Origin of the sequence: Sediminicoccus sp. KRV36 (genome assembly GCF_023243115.1) — a bacterium.
In the GTDB taxonomy this organism is placed as follows: Bacteria; Pseudomonadota; Alphaproteobacteria; order Acetobacterales; family Acetobacteraceae; genus Roseococcus.
Genome location: NZ_CP085081.1, coordinates 3,656,686 through 3,671,396 on the forward strand (window position 1 = coordinate 3,656,686; position 14,711 = coordinate 3,671,396).

The following is a 14,711-nucleotide window of genomic DNA, read 5'->3' on the forward strand; positions in this document are numbered from 1 at the left end:
GTGACACATCCAGGAGAGACATGATGGACCATCCCTTCCGCTATCTGCACACCATGCTGCGCGTGGGCGACCTTGAGCGCAGCATCGCCTTCTACACCACGCATCTCGGCATGCGGGAGCTGCGCCGGAATGACGTGCCGGATGGCAAGTACACGCTGGTCTTCCTCGGCTATGGCGATGAGAAGACCGAGACGGTGCTGGAACTGACCTATAATTACGGCGTCACCGCCTACGAGATAGGCGGCGCCTTCGGGCATCTGGCGGTCGGCGTGCCCGATATCTATGGCGTGTGCGAGAAGATGCGGGCCGCGGGCGTGAAGATCTCGCGCGAGCCGGGGCCGGTGAAGTTCGGCACGACTCTGATTGCGTTCATCGAGGACCCGGACGGGTACAAGATTGAGCTGATTCAGCGAAAGTAGAAGAAAAACAGGGCCTCCGGCGGCCGGGGCCGAAAGGCCCCGGACCCCATCACCGCGCAGCTTTGCAAGCTCGGCGCCAAGGATCGGGGTCTGGGGCCAATGGCCCCAGCCGCCGGAGGCTCTCTTTGACTTACAGATACTTGACCAGAAACTCCGCCGTCCGCCCATTGGCGATGGTTGCCGCCCGCGCATCCCAGGCATGGCCGCCCATGCGGGCAAAGGCGTGGTCCACGCCCGGATAGACATGGCAGCTCACCTTCGGGTGGCCCGCCAGGCCTTCGGTGATCGCCTTCTGCGCGGCCGGCGGCACGAACTTGTCCAGCTCCGCGATATGCATCAGCAGCGGTCCCTTGATGCCGGGCGCATCGGCCAGCATCCCCTCGATACCCACGCCGTAATAGCTGACATTGCAATCCGCATCGGTATGCGCTGCCGTCTTGAAGGCCATGCGCCCGCCCAGGCAGAAGCCCATGGTGCCGACCTTGCCATTGGCGCCCGGCAGCTTGCGCGCGGCGGCGATGGTGGCGGCGAGGTCCGCGAGGCCCTTCTCCTGGTCGAAGCCATTGAGCAGCGCGAAGGCGCGGTCCCATTGCGCCTGGCCAGCATCGGGGTCGAGCTGCACGCCCGGCTCCTGGCGCCAGAACAGATCGGGCGCGACGGCGATGAAGCCCATATCGGCGACCCAGGCCGAGAGCGAGCGCATGGCCGCATTCACCCCGAAGATCTCCTGGATCATCACCACGACACCCGTGGGCTGCTGTGTCTTTGGGGCAACAACGACGCAGTCGAATGCACCGGTGCCATCCGTGGCGGCGATCTTGATGTCGGACATGGCGGGTTTTCCCTTGGCGAGATCGTGAATGACCGCCAAGTAACGGAAGATGGATCGCCGCGCCATGCTCGCCACCGTAACTTTGGGCCTCGCAGCGCCCGCATTGGCGCGTGCGGCGACCGATGCCGGGCTGGCCGCAGCGGGCTGGCAGCATCTCGAATATGACGGCATTCGCCCGGCCAGCTTTCGCGCCCTGCCCGATGGCGTGGCGGTGGAGGGCCAGGGTGCGGGCAGCTTCATCTGGCGCCGGGTCCCGGGGGCCGCTGCCTGCCTGAGCTGGCGCTGGCGTGTGGAGGCGGGGCCACCCCCCACCGACCTGACACGGCGCGGCGGCGATGACCGGGCGATTTCCCTCGCAGTCGGCTTCCAGGGCTGGCCCACGCGCTCGACCGTGTGGCAGCGCACGCAGCATGCCGTCGCCCAGGCCCGCGCAGGCAGCCACAGCCTGCCCCGCAGCATGCTGATCTACGCCTGGGGCGGCACTGGCCAGGAACCGGCGAGCTTCTACAGCCCCTGGATGGGCGGCCTGGGCAAGGTGCGGATCCTGCGCCCCGCCCAGGCGCCCACCGGGCGGTGGTTCGAGGAGCGGGTGGACCTGGCGGCCGAATGGCGCGCGGCCTTCGGTGGAGACCCGCCCCCCTTGCAGGAAATTGCCATCGGCACCGATGCCGACGATACACAGAGCCGGATTTCGGCGATGGTGGAGCGAATCCGCTTCACCGCCTGCAGCTAGGGCATGCGCCGTTCGCAGGCCCTCGTCGAGCAAGCTCAAGCCCGTTGTTGTTCGCGCATCCTTTTCCGTCCAGACGCTGATGTCTGAACGGAAGATGCCCCAGGAGAGACCATGCCGATCGAAAGCAAGGAATTCCGCAATGCGATGGCACGCCTGCCAGCCGCGGTGAACATCGTCACCACCGACGGCCCGGCGGGCCTCGGTGGCTTCACCGCCAGCGCCGTGTGCAGCGTGACGGACAGCCCGGCCACGCTGCTGGTCTGCATGAATCGCAGCGTTTCCTCCTGCGAGGCATTTCGCGCGAATGGCGTGCTGGCGGTGAATACCCTGTGTGGCTCCCAGCAGGAGTTGTCCGGCATTTTCGCGGGCTTCACCGGGGTGGATGGGCCGGCGCGCTTTGAAGCCGGCAACTGGGGCAAGCTCGTCACCGGCGCGCCCGTGCTGGAGGGCGCGCTGGTCTCCTTTGATGCCCGCATCACCGACCTGATCGAAAAGGGCACCCACCTCGTCCTCTTCGCCGAGATCGAGGCGATCCGTCTGGATGAAGGCGTGGATGAGGCGCTGCTCTACTTCGCGCGCGACTACCGGCGCGTGCTGGCCGCCTGAGCGGCGCGGCGCACCCGCCAGGGGGCCTCAGTCCAGCCGCACATTGTTCTCCCGCACGGCATTGCCCCATTTCGTCGACTCGCTGGCGATGAAGCCCGCGAATTGCTCGGGCGTGCTGGTCAGCACCTGCGCCCCGAGGCCGCCCAGCCTCTCGCGCATCGCGGGTTCCGCCAGGATGCGATGAACTTCCTGGTTGATGCGCAGGATGATGGGGGCTGGCGTGCCGGCGGGCGCGACGAGGCCGAGCCAGGCCGCGGCATCAAAGCCGGGCATGCCGCTTTCCGCCAGCGTCGGCAGGTCAGGCTGCCGGTCTGACCGCGCGGCCGTGGTCAATGCCAGGGCGCGCACCCGGCCCGCCTGGATATGCGGCAGCGAGAAGACTTCCGTCTCGAACATGAAATCCAGGCGCCCACCCAGCAGGTCGGTCAGCACCTGGGGCCCGCCGCGATAGGGCACATGCACCATCTCCAGCCCGCCCGCCGCGCGGGAGAACATCATGGTGATCAGATGCGCCGTGGTGCCGTTCCCCGGCGTGCCGAAGGTGATCTGGCCCGGGCGCGCGCGGGCCAGCGCGATGAGCTCCGCCGGGCTGCGCGCCGCGAGGCTGGGGTTCACCAGCAGCACGAAGGGCAGGTTCGCGACCAGCGTGATCGGCGCGAAATCCCGCACGCTGTCATAGCCGATATTGGCGTAGAGATTGGGGTTGGTGGCGAGTGGCGCCGTGGCCGAGAGCAGCAGCGTATAGCCATCGGGCGCGGCTTGCGCGGCGGCGGCGGCGGCGAGACTGCCCCCCTGGCCAGGCCGGTTTTCCACCAGCATGGACCAACCCGGATTCTCGCCCAGCCTTTCGGCGAGAAGCCGGGCGATGGTGTCCGTCGCCTGGCCAGGCGGGAAGCCGACGAGGATACGGATCGGCCGCGCGGGCCAGACCTGGGCGGAGGCGCGGCTGGCCAGCAGCAGCATGGGGGCCGCCAATAGGGCGCGCCGGATTTGTCCGTCTCTTTGCATGGAATTCCCCCTATGCGGCCTTGCATCCGGCCGGTTTCCCTCGTCAGAGTATGGGCAAGCCGGATTTGTCCTGGCAACTGGAATGCCTGGGGAGACGTCCATGATCTACGCCACCGCGGCGCAAGCCGCCGCCGCAACCCGATTTTCGCGCGTCGCCCCCGAGGGGGGATTGCTGTGGCGGACCGATTATTTCGGCCCACCACCCTCGCCCAAGGGCTCGAACTCGGTGGACCCCAGGGCGATGGGCGCGCTGGAGTATCTGCCCCCTGGCCCGGATGAGGTCCGCCCGCCCCAGGCCTTCCTGGTCGAGCAGGAAATGAACGCGGTGGTGCACCCGCATTTCCACTTCGTGGATCAGTTCCAGGTGGTGGTGGAGGGCGGCGGCGCCATCGGGCGGCATGCGGTGCAGCCCATCATGGCGCATTTCGCCGGGGCCAATACCGCCTATGGCCCCATCACCCCGGGTGAAGCGGGGCTGAAATACTTCACCCTGCGCGCCAGTGCGGATGGCACCGGCGCGCAATTCCTGCCCGCCGCGAAGGCGCGCATGGCGCGTGGCCCCAAGCGCTATGTGCTGGCGGACCCGGTGCTGCCCAGCACGCCAGCCGCCCTTGCGGGGCGGCGTGAAGCGTTGACGGAGATGGTGCTGGCCGAGCCGGATGGCCTGGCCATCCTCATGCTGCGCATCCCGCCGCATGGCCAGGCCACGGCCCCCGACCCGTCACGCGGGGCGGGGCAAAGCATGCTGGTTGCGGCGGGCGCCATTCGGCATCAGGGCGAGATGCTGGGCCGGCTGAGCGCGCTGTTCATTCCACGGGACGAGGCGCCCTTCCTGGCCGAAGCCGGGCCGGAAGGGGCGGAGATCCTGGTGTTGCAATATCCGCGGCCGGAACGGGAGTGAGGCGGACGCCGAGCTGGCGGAGGGGATGGGATTCGAACCCACGATAGGACTTGACATCCTATAACGGTTTAGCAAACCGCCGCCTTCGGCCACTCGGCCACCCCTCCGCAGGAGCTTGAAGTTCACACGACGTATGCAAAGCGGGTGATACAGGCCAAGCCCGATCCCGTCAAACCTTGCTCAGCTCAGTGCCACGTCAAAGCCCTTCGCCGTCGCCGGCCGGGCCATCATGCGCGCATACCAGGCGGCCACATGCGGCAGGTCATCGAAGGGCACCTGGTGCCGCTCATGCCGCCAGGCCCAGCCGAGGATGGCGAAATCGGCGATGCTGGGCTCGCCCGCGGTCGCCACGAAATCACGCCCGGCCAACCGGCGATCCAGCACGCCGTAGAGGCGCCGGGTCTCGGCATGGTAGCGGTTGAAGCCGTAATCTCGTGCCGGGCCTTCGGGCTGCATGAGGAAATGATGCACTTGGCCGGGCATCGGGCCAAAGCCGCCCATCTGCCACATCAGCCACTCCATCACCGGCACGCGGGCGCGCAAATCCTTCGGCATGAAGCGGCCTGTCTTCTCCGCCAGATAGTAAAGAATCGCCCCACTCTCGAAGACGGTGATGGGCGCGCCGCCCGGCCCATCGGGGTCCTTGATGGCGGGGATGCGGTTGTTGGGGGAGAATTCCAGGAAGCTCGGCTCGAACTGCTTCTTGTTGCTGATATCCACCGGCACCACGGTATAGGGCAGCCCCATCTCTTCCAGCGCCACGCTGATCTTGCGGCCATTGGGCGTGTTCCATGTGTGCAGTTCGATCGTCATGCGTGTGCCTTCTTTCCGACAGAGGATCCCCGCAGGATGACATCTTGCAGGGGCGAAATCACCCCCCGACAAGGATGCCCACATGACGCCCCGCCCCTCCCCCGATGTCCTGGCCCGCCTGCGCTATGAGGCTGGCAGCCATTCGGTGGTGCTCGCTTATCTGATCTGGTTTTTCCTGGGCTATGGCGGCGTGCACCGGATGTATCTGGGGCGCTGGATCAGTGGCCTGATCATGCTGGCGCTGTTCGGCGTTTCGCTGCTGCTGACACTTGTTTTCGTCGGCTATCTGGGGCTCGGCGTCATCATGATCTGGTGGGTGGTGGATGCGCTGCTGATCCCGGGGATGACGCGGCGGGCCAATTACCGGCTGATTGACCGCCTCTCCGGCTGAAAATGTCATGCCGTGGCGGTAACGCCCGGCTGCCCGGCGCGCTATGCTTGCGGACCAACCTGGAGGGCCGGAACATGTCCGACGTGAAGATCGAAATCGAAGGCGACAGCGATGCCGCCGTGGCGCTGGCCTTGCTGCGCATGATCGCCACCGCAGAAGGCAAGGATGAGGACGGGGACCGCGAATGGTTCCTCGAAACCTACGCCGCCTGCCTCGCCGTCGTGCGCGACGCCGAGGTGCTCGACCTCGACGATGACGAGGATGATGACGAGGACGAGGCGCCGAACTGAGGCCAATAAGGGCGCCTCACATGCCTGAAGCGGCTGGCCCGGGGCCCAGGCCCTGACTTCTGGTGGCGGCGGGGAGGACCCGCGCCGCCCGTCCCTATGGTCAGACGGTCTCTGGGCCCTCTGCTTTACCCAGCGGGTTCGCCCAGCTTCGCCTTCAGCACTTCGTTCACCAGCGCAGGATTTCCCTTGCCCGCCATGGCCTTCATGGTCTGGCCGACAAAGAAGCCGAACAGCCCGACCTTGCCGCCGCGATACTGCGCCACCTGGCCCGGGCTGCTCGCCAGCACGGCATCCACCGCGGCCTCGATGGCACCCGTATCCACCACCTGGCGCAGGCCGCGGGCATCCACGATCTCGGCCGCCCCCTTGCCCTCGTCGAACATGATCTCCAGCACATCCTTGGCGATCTTGCCGTTGATGGTCTTGTTGGCGATCAGGTCGAGCAGTTCGGCCAATGCAGACGGCCCCACGGGCGTCTCCTCGATGCCGAGGCCGCGCTTGTTGAGATGGCCGAAGAAATCCCCCGTCAGCCAATTCGCGACGGTCTTGGCATCCCGCTTGGCGCCCCCCTCTGGGCCCAGCACCGCCTCGAAGAAGGAAGCGGTTTCCTTCTCGATGGTCAGCACATGCGCGTCATAGGGCGAAAGCCCGAGGGCGACATAGCGCGCGCGCCGCGCATCCGGCAGTTCGGGCAATGAGGCCTTGAGCGCATCCACCCAGGATTGCTCGAACACCAGGGGGGGGAGGTCGGGGTCGGGGAAGTAGCGATAGTCATGCGCGTCTTCCTTGCTGCGCATGGAGCGCGTGGTGCCGCGTGCCGTATCGAACAGCCGCGTTTCCTGCTCGACCGTGCCGCCCGATTCCCAGACCTCGATCTGGCGCCGCGCCTCGGCCTCGACCGCCTGCATGACGAAGCGCACGGAATTGACGTTCTTCACCTCGCAGCGCGTGCGAAATTCCTCACCGGCCTTGCGGACGGAGACATTCACGTCGGCCCGCATGGAGCCCTCATCCATATTGCCGTCGCAGGTGCCAAGGTAGCGCGTGATCTGGCGGATCTTCGCGAGATAGGCACCGGCTTCCTCGGGGCTGCGGATATCGGGTTCGCTGACGATTTCCATCAGCGCCACGCCGGAGCGGTTCAGGTCAATGAACGACTTCCCCGGGTGCTGGTCATGCTGGGACTTGCCCGCATCCTGCTCCAGATGCAGGCGCGTGATGCCGATCTGCTTCACGCTGCCATCGGCCAGCGTGATTTCCACCACGCCCTCGCCCACGATGGGGTGGGCGAACTGGCTGATCTGATAGCCCTGCGGCAGATCGGCGTAGAAGTAGTTCTTACGGTCAAAGCGGGACCAGAGGTTGATCTTCGCATTCAGGCCGAGGCCGGTGCGCACGGCTTGGGCGATGCACTCGGCATTGATGACGGGCAGCATGCCGGGAAAGCCCGCATCCACGAAGCTCACCTGGCTGTTGGGCGAGGCGCCGAAGGCGGTGGCGGCACCCGAGAACAGCTTGGACTGCGAGGACACCTGCGCGTGGATCTCCAGGCCGCAGACGACCTCCCAGGGGCCGGTTTCGCCTTCAATCGTGTAGGTCATGCGTCTCAACCCATGCGAAAATGGCGCGCTGTTCGTGCGCAAGAAAAGCTGCGGGATCAGCGCCCACAACGACACCGAGGCGCGCGGCCATGGCACAGAAGCCAGCCAGTGCCCGCCCCTCCATGTGACCGGTCGCGAGTCCGGTTCGATTCACCACAATGGCGGAAATCAACGGACCGCCGGCACGCAGGCTACCGCGACAAAGTGCTTCCAGATGCGGGTCCATCGCGCGGCGCGCCTCGCGCCAGCACAGAAAGCTTGCTTCCGCCACGTCGCCATAGCTGAGGAAGCGGTTCATGCGGGCAGCGGCCAGGATGGCCGCGCGGCTGCGCGCGGCATCAAGGCGCGGGGTTTCCAGCGCGGCCAGCAGCGCCGCATCCGGCGCCGGATGGTCGCGCAGGGCCTCCAATCGATGCGCCCGCCAAAGCGGCGTCACGCCATCACCTGCGGCTTGGCGGTAAAGTTGGCCGCGCGCTCGATCGCCGCACCCACCGCAAAAACGGTTTCCTCATCGAAGGGCCGGCCGATCACCTGCAAGCCCAGCGGCAGCCCCTGCCCGTCCAGCCCGGCCGGCACGGCCAAACCGGGCAGCCCGGCAAGGTTCGCCGTCACGGTGAACACGTCGTTCAGATACATGGTCACAGGGTCATCCTGCTTCTCATCCATCGGGAAGGCGGCAGAGGGCGTGGCGGGCGTGACGATGGCGTCCACCTTCTCCCAGGCTTGCGTAAAGTCGCGGGCGATCAGGGCGCGGACCTTCTGCGCCTTCAGGTAATAGGCGTCGTAATAGCCGGCACTCAGCACATAGGTGCCGATCATGATGCGGCGCTTCACCTCGGCGCCAAAGCCGGCCGCGCGCGTGCGCTCATATAAATCGCGCAGATCGGAATCGCGTTCCGTCACGCGCAGCCCGTAGCGCACGCCGTCATAACGAGCGAGGTTGGAGGAGGCCTCGGCCGGTGCGACCACGTAATAGGTGGGCAGCGCGTATTTCGTGTGCGGCAGGCTGATCGGGATGATCTCCGCCCCCTGCTGCTTCAGCCAATCCAGCCCCTGCTGCCACAGCGCCTCGATCTCCGGCGCCAGGCCCGGCAGCGTGTATTCCGCCGGCACGCCGATGCGCAGCCCCTTCACCGAACGGGTGCAGGCGGCCGCAAAATCCGGCACGGCGATATTGGCGCTGGTGCTGTCCTTGGGGTCATGCCCCGCCATGCTGCGCAGCAGGATGGCGCAATCCTCGACGGAGCGCGCCACCGGTCCCGCCTGATCCAGCGAGGACGCAAAGGCCACGATGCCCCAGCGCGAGCAGCGCCCATAGGTCGGCTTGATGCCGGCAATGCCGCAAAACGCCGCCGGTTGGCGGATCGAGCCGCCGGTATCCGTCGCCGTGGCGCCCATGGCCAGGCGCGCAGCCACCGCCGCCGCCGAACCGCCGGAGGAGCCACCCGGCACCAGGCGCTTCTGCGGGTCATTGGCGCGCGACCAGGGATTCTCCACCGGCCCGAAGGCGGAGGTGGTGTTGGAGGAGCCCATGGCGAATTCATCGAGGTTCAGCTTGCCGAGGAACACCGCGCCATCGCGCTTGAGGTTCCCGCTGACGGTGCTCTCATAGGGCGGCACGAATTCGCCAAGGATCTTGCTCGCCGCCGTGGTGCGCAGCCCCTCGGTCGCGAAAAGATCCTTGATGCCGAGGGGGATGCCCTCCAGCGCACCTGCCTCGCCCTTGGTGCGCCGCGCATCGGAGGCATGGGCCTGCGCCATGGCGGCATCGCCGGCCACGGTGATATAGGCGTTGAGGCGCGGATTCAGCGCCTCGATCGCCTTGAGATAAGCGCCCGTCAGCTCAACGGCGCTGATCTCGCGCTGATCCAGCGCGCGCAGCCCCTCGGCGAGGGTAAGATCGGTCGGGCGCATTATTCCACCACCTTCGGCACACCAAAATATTCGCCCTCGCGGTCGGGCGCGTTGCGCAGCACGGCATCCGCCTGGCCGCCATCCGTCACGGCATCTTCACGCCAGGGCAGGGCAACCGGGTTGGGCGAGCCGCCGGCCATGGGCTCCACACCCTCGGTGTCCACCGCCTGCAATTGCTCGATCCAGCCCAGGATGCCGTTGATCTCGGCCTGGAGCTTTTCCACATCGGCATCATCGAGGCGCAGGCGGGCCAGGTTGGCCACGCGACGCACCGCCGCAGCATCAAGCGACATGTTGGCGCATACTTCCTTTGGTGAACGCGGCGGACCATAAGGCCGGGCATGCCTCTCATCAACATGGCCGAGTTGCGAAGCCTTTTGCCCCGCCACGCGCGGCTGCTGGGGCTTGACCCCGGGGCCAGGCTGATCGGCCTGGCGCTCAGTGATGTGACGCTCATGCTGGCCAGCCCCTATGGCAACCTGAAGCGGGGCAAGCTGCTGGCCAATGCCGCCGAAATCCGCGCCATCGCCGACAAGCAGGGGGTTGGCGGGCTAGTGGTGGGGTTGCCGCTCTCCATGGATGGCACGCGCGGCCCGGCGGCGCAGGCGGCGGGGGATTGGGCGCTGGCCCTCAGCGATTCGGCCGGCCTGCCCTGCGCCATGTGGGATGAGCGCCTGTCCAGCGCCGCCGTGAACCGCATGATGATCGCGGAGGCGGACATGACCCGAAAGCGCCGCGCGGCCCAGGTGGATGCAGCCGCGGCGGCCTATATGCTCCAGGCCGCACTGGATGCCACGGCCCCCCGCTTGGACGCGCCCCGCCCATCGCGCTACATGAACGACTTATGAGCGGATTCACCTACCCCATCCTGCCCACCGGGCATCTCCTCGCCATCGAGGGGCTGGAACCGCCGCATATCTCCGCCCTGCTGGACCTGGCCGAGAGCTACGCCCTGCTCAACCGCCAGGGCAAGACGCAGCGGGACCTGCTGCGCGGCCGCACGCTGATCAACCTGTTCTTCGAGGACAGCACCCGCACCCGCACCAGCTTCGAACTCGCCGGCAAGCGGCTGGGCGCCGATATCGTCAACATGTCGGTCTCCACCAGCAGCGTGAACAAGGGCGAAACCCTGCTCGACACCGCCGCCACGCTGAACGCCATGCACACGGATCTGCTGGTGATCCGCCACGCGCAATCGGGCGCGCCCGCTTTGCTGGCGCAGAAGGTGGATGCGGCCGTCATCAATGCCGGCGATGGCACGCATGAGCACCCGACCCAGGCGCTGCTGGATGCGCTGACCATCCGCCGCCGGAAGGGAAGGCTGGAAGGGCTGGTCGTCGCCATTTGCGGCGATGTGCTGCATTCGCGCGTGGCGCGCAGCAATATCCATCTGCTCTCGGCGATGGGGGCCAGCTTGCGCGTGGTCGGCCCGCCGACGCTGATTCCGGCCGAATGCGCGCGTCTCGGCGTGGAAGTCCATCACGACATGCGCAGCGGCCTGGCCGGTGCGGATGTGGTGATGATGCTGCGCCTGCAGCGTGAACGGATGAATGCGGGCCTCGTTCCCTCCCCGCGCGAATTCTTCCGCTTCTACGGGCTGGATGCCGCCAAGCTGGCCTACACCAAGCCCGACTCCATCGTGATGCATCCGGGCCCGATGAATCGCGGCATCGAGATTGACAGCGCCGTGGCCGATGACCCCGACCGCAGCGTGATCGGCGAGCAGGTGGAGATGGGGGTCGCCGTCCGCATGGCCGTGCTGGACATCCTGTCCCGCGACCTGCGGCGGAACGCGTGAATCCGCCGCTGCGCCTGGCGCGGCCCGGGGAAGCCCCCGCGATTCGCGCCATGGTCCGCGCGGCCTACGCCCATTACGTGCCGCTGATCGGCATTGAGCCGCTGCCCATGGTGGATGACTATGCGGCCCGCATCGCCGCAGGCCAGGCCTGGGTGCTGGAGCAGGATGGCCAAATGGCCGGCCTGCTGGTGCTGGAGGACACGCCCGAAGGCCTCCTGCTCGACAATATCGCCGTGGCGGAAGCCGCCCGTGGCCAGGGCCATGGCCGTGCCATGATCGCCTTTGCCGAGGCCGAGGCCCGCCGGCGCGGCCAGCCCTGCCTCTGGCTCTACACGAATGAAAAAATGACCGAAAACATCGCCCTCTACACCCGGCTCGGCTTTGTCGAGCTCCGGCGCGAGGAGAAATCCGGGCGCCATGCGGTCATCATGGAGAAACGCCTGTGACCCGCCCTCTCCTCATCACCAATGCGCGCCTGCTCGACCCCGCGACCGGGCTGGACGCCCCCGGCGCGCTCCTGCTGGACAATGGCCGCATCGTGAGCCTGACCGGCGCCCCGGCCGAGGGCGCCGAGAGCTTTGACGCGCAGGGCGCCTGCCTCTGCCCCGGCCTCGTGGACATGCGCGCCAGCATCGGCGAACCCGGCGCCGAGCACCGCGAGACCATCGCCAGCGCGGCCCAGGCGGCGGCGGCGGGCGGCATCACCACCCTCGCCATCCTGCCCGATACCGAGCCCACGCTGGATGATCCGGCGCTGATCGAATTCATCATCCGGCGCGGCGAGGCGACGGGCAGCCTGACCCTGCTGCCCTATGCCGCCGCCACCCGGCATTGCGCCGGCAAGGACCTCTCCGAATACGGCCTGCTGCGGGAAGCGGGTGCCGCCGGATTTTCCGATGGCAGCAAGGCCATCGGCTCCTCGCGGATGATGCGCCTGGCACTGTCCTATGCGCGCGCTTTCGGCGCCATGGTCGTGCAGCACCCCGAGGACCCGTCGCTGGCCGGCACAGGCTCGGCCACCGAGGGCGAGCTGGCCACGCGCCTCGGCCTGCCCGGCATTCCCGCCGCGGCCGAGGCCATCATGGTGGCGCGCGATGTGGCCCTGGCCCGCCTGACCGGCGGCCATGTTCATTTCGGCCATGTCAGCACGGCGGCGGCGCTCGAGCTGATCCGCGCCGCGAAGGCCGAGGGCCTGCGCGTCACCTGCGACACGGCGCCCCCCTATTTCGACCTGAACGAAACGGCCATCGGCGATTTCCGCTCCTACGCCAAGCTCAGCCCGCCCTTGCGGCGCGAGGCGGATCGGCTGGCTGTGGTGGCGGCCCTGGCGGATGGGACGATTGACGCCATCGCCTCCGATCACCAGCCGCGCGACGCGGATGACAAGCGCCTGCCCTTCGCCCAGGCCGAGGCGGGCGGCGTGGGCCTCGCCACGCTGCTGGGTGTCACGCTGGCGCAGGTGCATGGCGGGCAGTTGCCGCTGCTGGCGGCGCTGGGGCTGATGACGCATCGCCCGGCCGCGCTGCTGGGCCTCGAATCCGGCCGCCTGGCGGTGGGTGCGCCGGCCGATCTCTGCCTGTTCTGGCCGGATCGCGCCTGGCAGGTGAAGGCCGGCCAGCTTCCCGGCAAGGCGCAGAACTCGCCCTTCGATGGCCGCGCCCTGGAAGGCAAGGTCATGGCGACCTTCAAATCCGGGCAGAGGGTCTTCGGATGAGCGACGGCATTCTGGCGGGCGGGCTGGCGGCCCTGCTGGCGGGGCTGCTGGGCTCCATTCCCTTCGGCCTGCTGCTGACCCGCGCGGCTGGCCTGGGGGATATCCGCGCCATCGGCTCGGGCAATATCGGCGCAACCAATGTGCTGCGCACGGGCAAGAAATGGCTGGCGGCGGCCACGCTGCTGCTGGATTTCGGCAAGGGCGTACTGGCGGTCTGGCTCGTCACCACGCTGTTCGGGCCGGGGCATGCGCCCATGGCGGCCCTTGCCGCCGTGCTCGGCCATTGCCATCCGCCGTGGCTCGGCGGCAAGGGCGGCAAGGGGGTTGCCACGGCGCTGGGCGTCTTCCTGGGCCTTGGCTGGGGCGTCTTCGTGGCGGCGGCGGCCGGCTGGGTCGTGGGCGCCGCGGCCTCGCGCATCTCCTCCGTCGGTGCGCTGGCGGCCATGGCGGCGGCGGCCGTGACGGGCTTCCTCGTGCTGCGGATGGACGCCGCCGTGGCAGTCGCGGTCGTGGCGCTCTACGTCACCATCCGGCACGAGGCGAATATCCAGCGGCTGCGCACGGGCACCGAGCCGCGCATCGGCGCCGGTGACTCAGGCAATGGCAAATAATGTCCCTGGCACGGCTGCGCCTCGCCCGGACCGAGGGCGTCGGGCCGGCCTTGCATCGCAAGCTTCTGGCGCGGCATGGCAGCGCGGAAGCGGCACTGGCCGCCTTGGGGCCGCGCGCCTTCCCGCGTGAGGCGGCCGAGCGCGAAATGGCCGCGCTGGCTGCCATGGACGCCCGGCTGATCTTCCTGGGCGAGCCGGATTATCCACCCTTGCTCGCGCTGATCGAGGATGCGCCGCTGGTCCTGGCCGCGCAGGGCAGCCTCGCTCCCCTGCGCCAGCGCGGCGTGGGGCTGGTGGGGGCGCGCAATGCCAGCGGAACGGCCCGCCGCTTTGCCGAGGATCTGGCGGATGCGCTGGCGGTGCGCGACATCTGCGTGATCTCCGGCCTGGCGCGCGGCATTGACGCCGCCGCCCATGCGGGCGCGCTGCGCTCCGGCAGCACCATCGCCGCCATCGCCGGCGGGCTGGACCGGCCCTACCCGCGCGAAAATGCCGCTCTCCAGGCCCGCATCATCGCCGAGGGCGGGCTGGTGTTGAGCGAGGCGCCGCTGGGCACCGCCCCCCTCGCCCGCCACTTCCCGCGCCGCAACCGGATCGTCGCCGGGCTTTCGCTGGGGGTGGTGGTGATCGAGGCGGCCCTGCAATCCGGCACGCTCATCACCGCGCGCCTGGCGGCCGAGGCCGGGCGGGAGTTGTTCGCCGTGCCCGGCAGCCCGCTGGACCCCCGCTCGCGTGGCTCGAATGACCTCATCCGGCGCGGCGCACGGCTCACGGAAACGGCCGAGGATGTGCTGCAATTCCTGCCCGAGGCACCCGCTGCCCTGCCCATCCTGCGCCTCGCCGAATTGCCCGAAATTCCGGTGGAAGCCATGGAAGATGCCCCTCCGGCTTCGGGTGGGGCGGCACAAGTGATTGAAATGATAGGTGCAACCCCGATACCGGTTGACGAGTTGGGTCGTCGCTGCCAGCTATCCCCAGCAGAGCTCTCGGCCATATTGCTTGAATTGGAATTGGCAGGGCGCATCGAAACCCTGCCCGGGAACCGGGTGGCACTGGCCTGATTGCAGGCCGCGAAGGACC

The 14,711-nt window shown here is 68.1% G+C and carries 19 protein-coding genes and 1 tRNA gene; 12 read left to right on the plus strand and 8 right to left on the minus strand.

The annotated features are described in order from the left end of the window. Positions 1-20: 20 nt before the first annotated feature. Positions 21-419: a lactoylglutathione lyase gene (gloA, locus tag LHU95_RS17240; protein WP_248708190.1), complete on the plus strand. Its 399-nt coding sequence runs from the start codon at positions 21-23 to the stop codon at positions 417-419. 130 nt (positions 420-549) lie between these two features. Here the strand turns inward: gloA and LHU95_RS17245 are convergent, their stop codons facing one another. Further along, positions 550-1,251, minus strand: a complete 702-nt coding sequence (locus tag LHU95_RS17245; protein ID WP_248708191.1) for a dienelactone hydrolase family protein — start codon at positions 1,249-1,251, stop codon at positions 550-552. A gap of 64 nt (positions 1,252-1,315) precedes the next feature. On the opposite strand from LHU95_RS17245, the gene LHU95_RS17250 reads away from it, so the two are divergent. Both LHU95_RS17250 and LHU95_RS17255 read left to right on the plus strand, forming a co-directional pair. Continuing rightward, positions 1,316-1,984, plus strand: a complete 669-nt coding sequence (locus LHU95_RS17250; RefSeq protein ID WP_248708192.1) for a DUF3047 domain-containing protein — start codon at positions 1,316-1,318, stop codon at positions 1,982-1,984. Between the two features lie 111 nt (positions 1,985-2,095). Then, entirely contained in the window at positions 2,096-2,590 is a 495-nt protein-coding gene (locus LHU95_RS17255; protein WP_248708193.1) for a flavin reductase family protein, read from the plus strand. 27 nt (positions 2,591-2,617) lie between these two features. On the opposite strand, the gene LHU95_RS17260 is transcribed toward LHU95_RS17255, so the two are convergent. Continuing rightward, positions 2,618-3,553, minus strand: coding sequence for a tripartite tricarboxylate transporter substrate binding protein (locus LHU95_RS17260; protein ID WP_248708194.1), 936 nt, complete (start codon positions 3,551-3,553; stop codon positions 2,618-2,620). Between the two features lie 145 nt (positions 3,554-3,698). Here LHU95_RS17260 and LHU95_RS17265 point away from each other — a divergent pair, with 145 nt between their 5' ends. Then, complete coding sequence (locus LHU95_RS17265) at positions 3,699-4,499, plus strand: hypothetical protein (protein WP_248708195.1); 801 nt, start codon at positions 3,699-3,701, stop codon at positions 4,497-4,499. 14 nt (positions 4,500-4,513) lie between these two features. On the opposite strand, the gene LHU95_RS17270 is transcribed toward LHU95_RS17265, so the two are convergent. Both LHU95_RS17270 and LHU95_RS17275 read right to left on the minus strand, forming a co-directional pair. Next, positions 4,514-4,606: transfer RNA gene (locus LHU95_RS17270), tRNA-Ser, on the minus strand. A gap of 73 nt (positions 4,607-4,679) precedes the next feature. After that, positions 4,680-5,312, minus strand: a complete 633-nt coding sequence (locus LHU95_RS17275; protein ID WP_248708196.1) for a glutathione S-transferase family protein — start codon at positions 5,310-5,312, stop codon at positions 4,680-4,682. An 82-nt stretch (positions 5,313-5,394) separates the two neighbouring features. Between LHU95_RS17275 and LHU95_RS17280 the strand changes: the two genes are divergently transcribed. Together LHU95_RS17280 and LHU95_RS17285 are read left to right on the plus strand one after the other, a co-directional pair. Beyond that, on the plus strand, positions 5,395-5,703 hold the full coding sequence (locus LHU95_RS17280; protein WP_248708197.1) for a TM2 domain-containing protein: 309 nt from the start codon (positions 5,395-5,397) through the stop codon (positions 5,701-5,703). Between the two features lie 74 nt (positions 5,704-5,777). Continuing rightward, positions 5,778-5,993, plus strand: coding sequence for a hypothetical protein (locus tag LHU95_RS17285; protein WP_248708198.1), 216 nt, complete (start codon positions 5,778-5,780; stop codon positions 5,991-5,993). 125 nt (positions 5,994-6,118) lie between these two features. Here LHU95_RS17285 and gatB read toward each other — a convergent pair whose 3' ends face one another. Genes gatB through gatC form a run of 4 tightly spaced genes read right to left on the minus strand, consistent with a single transcriptional unit; the run spans position 6,119 to position 9,801 of the window. After that, positions 6,119-7,594 (minus strand): Asp-tRNA(Asn)/Glu-tRNA(Gln) amidotransferase subunit GatB, encoded by a 1,476-nt coding sequence (gene gatB, locus LHU95_RS17290; RefSeq protein ID WP_248708199.1) that lies wholly within the window; start codon positions 7,592-7,594, stop codon positions 6,119-6,121. Beyond that, positions 7,578-8,003: a hypothetical protein gene (locus LHU95_RS17295; RefSeq protein ID WP_248708200.1), complete on the minus strand. Its 426-nt coding sequence runs from the start codon at positions 8,001-8,003 to the stop codon at positions 7,578-7,580. The genes gatB and LHU95_RS17295 overlap by 17 nt, the downstream gene beginning before the upstream one ends. Before the next feature lie 23 nt (positions 8,004-8,026). Next, on the minus strand, positions 8,027-9,508 hold the full coding sequence (gene gatA / locus LHU95_RS17300) for an Asp-tRNA(Asn)/Glu-tRNA(Gln) amidotransferase subunit GatA (protein WP_248708201.1): 1,482 nt from the start codon (positions 9,506-9,508) through the stop codon (positions 8,027-8,029). Next, complete coding sequence (gene gatC, locus LHU95_RS17305) at positions 9,508-9,801, minus strand: Asp-tRNA(Asn)/Glu-tRNA(Gln) amidotransferase subunit GatC (protein ID WP_248708202.1); 294 nt, start codon at positions 9,799-9,801, stop codon at positions 9,508-9,510. The genes gatA and gatC overlap by 1 nt, the downstream gene beginning before the upstream one ends. Positions 9,802-9,849: 48 nt before the next feature. Between gatC and ruvX the strand changes: the two genes are divergently transcribed. The 6 genes from ruvX to dprA are packed head-to-tail and all read left to right on the plus strand — an operon-like array spanning position 9,850 to position 14,692. Next, a complete protein-coding gene (gene ruvX, locus LHU95_RS17310; RefSeq protein ID WP_248708203.1) occupies positions 9,850-10,356 on the plus strand; it encodes a Holliday junction resolvase RuvX in 507 nt (168 codons plus the stop codon). Next, entirely contained in the window at positions 10,353-11,306 is a 954-nt protein-coding gene (locus LHU95_RS17315) for an aspartate carbamoyltransferase catalytic subunit (RefSeq protein ID WP_248708204.1), read from the plus strand. Before ruvX ends, LHU95_RS17315 begins: the two co-directional genes overlap by 4 nt. Beyond that, positions 11,303-11,752: a GNAT family N-acetyltransferase gene (locus LHU95_RS17320; protein ID WP_248708205.1), complete on the plus strand. Its 450-nt coding sequence runs from the start codon at positions 11,303-11,305 to the stop codon at positions 11,750-11,752. Before LHU95_RS17315 ends, LHU95_RS17320 begins: the two co-directional genes overlap by 4 nt. Beyond that, entirely contained in the window at positions 11,749-13,020 is a 1,272-nt protein-coding gene (gene pyrC / locus LHU95_RS17325; RefSeq protein ID WP_248708206.1) for a dihydroorotase, read from the plus strand. Before LHU95_RS17320 ends, pyrC begins: the two co-directional genes overlap by 4 nt. Then, on the plus strand, positions 13,017-13,631 hold the full coding sequence (plsY, locus tag LHU95_RS17330; protein WP_248708207.1) for a glycerol-3-phosphate 1-O-acyltransferase PlsY: 615 nt from the start codon (positions 13,017-13,019) through the stop codon (positions 13,629-13,631). Before pyrC ends, plsY begins: the two co-directional genes overlap by 4 nt. Further along, positions 13,631-14,692 carry a DNA-processing protein DprA gene (dprA, locus tag LHU95_RS17335; protein WP_248708208.1) on the plus strand — a complete coding sequence of 354 codons (1,062 nt, stop codon included), beginning with the start codon at positions 13,631-13,633 and terminating at the stop codon, positions 14,690-14,692. The genes plsY and dprA overlap by 1 nt, the downstream gene beginning before the upstream one ends. Positions 14,693-14,711: the final 19 nt, after the last annotated feature.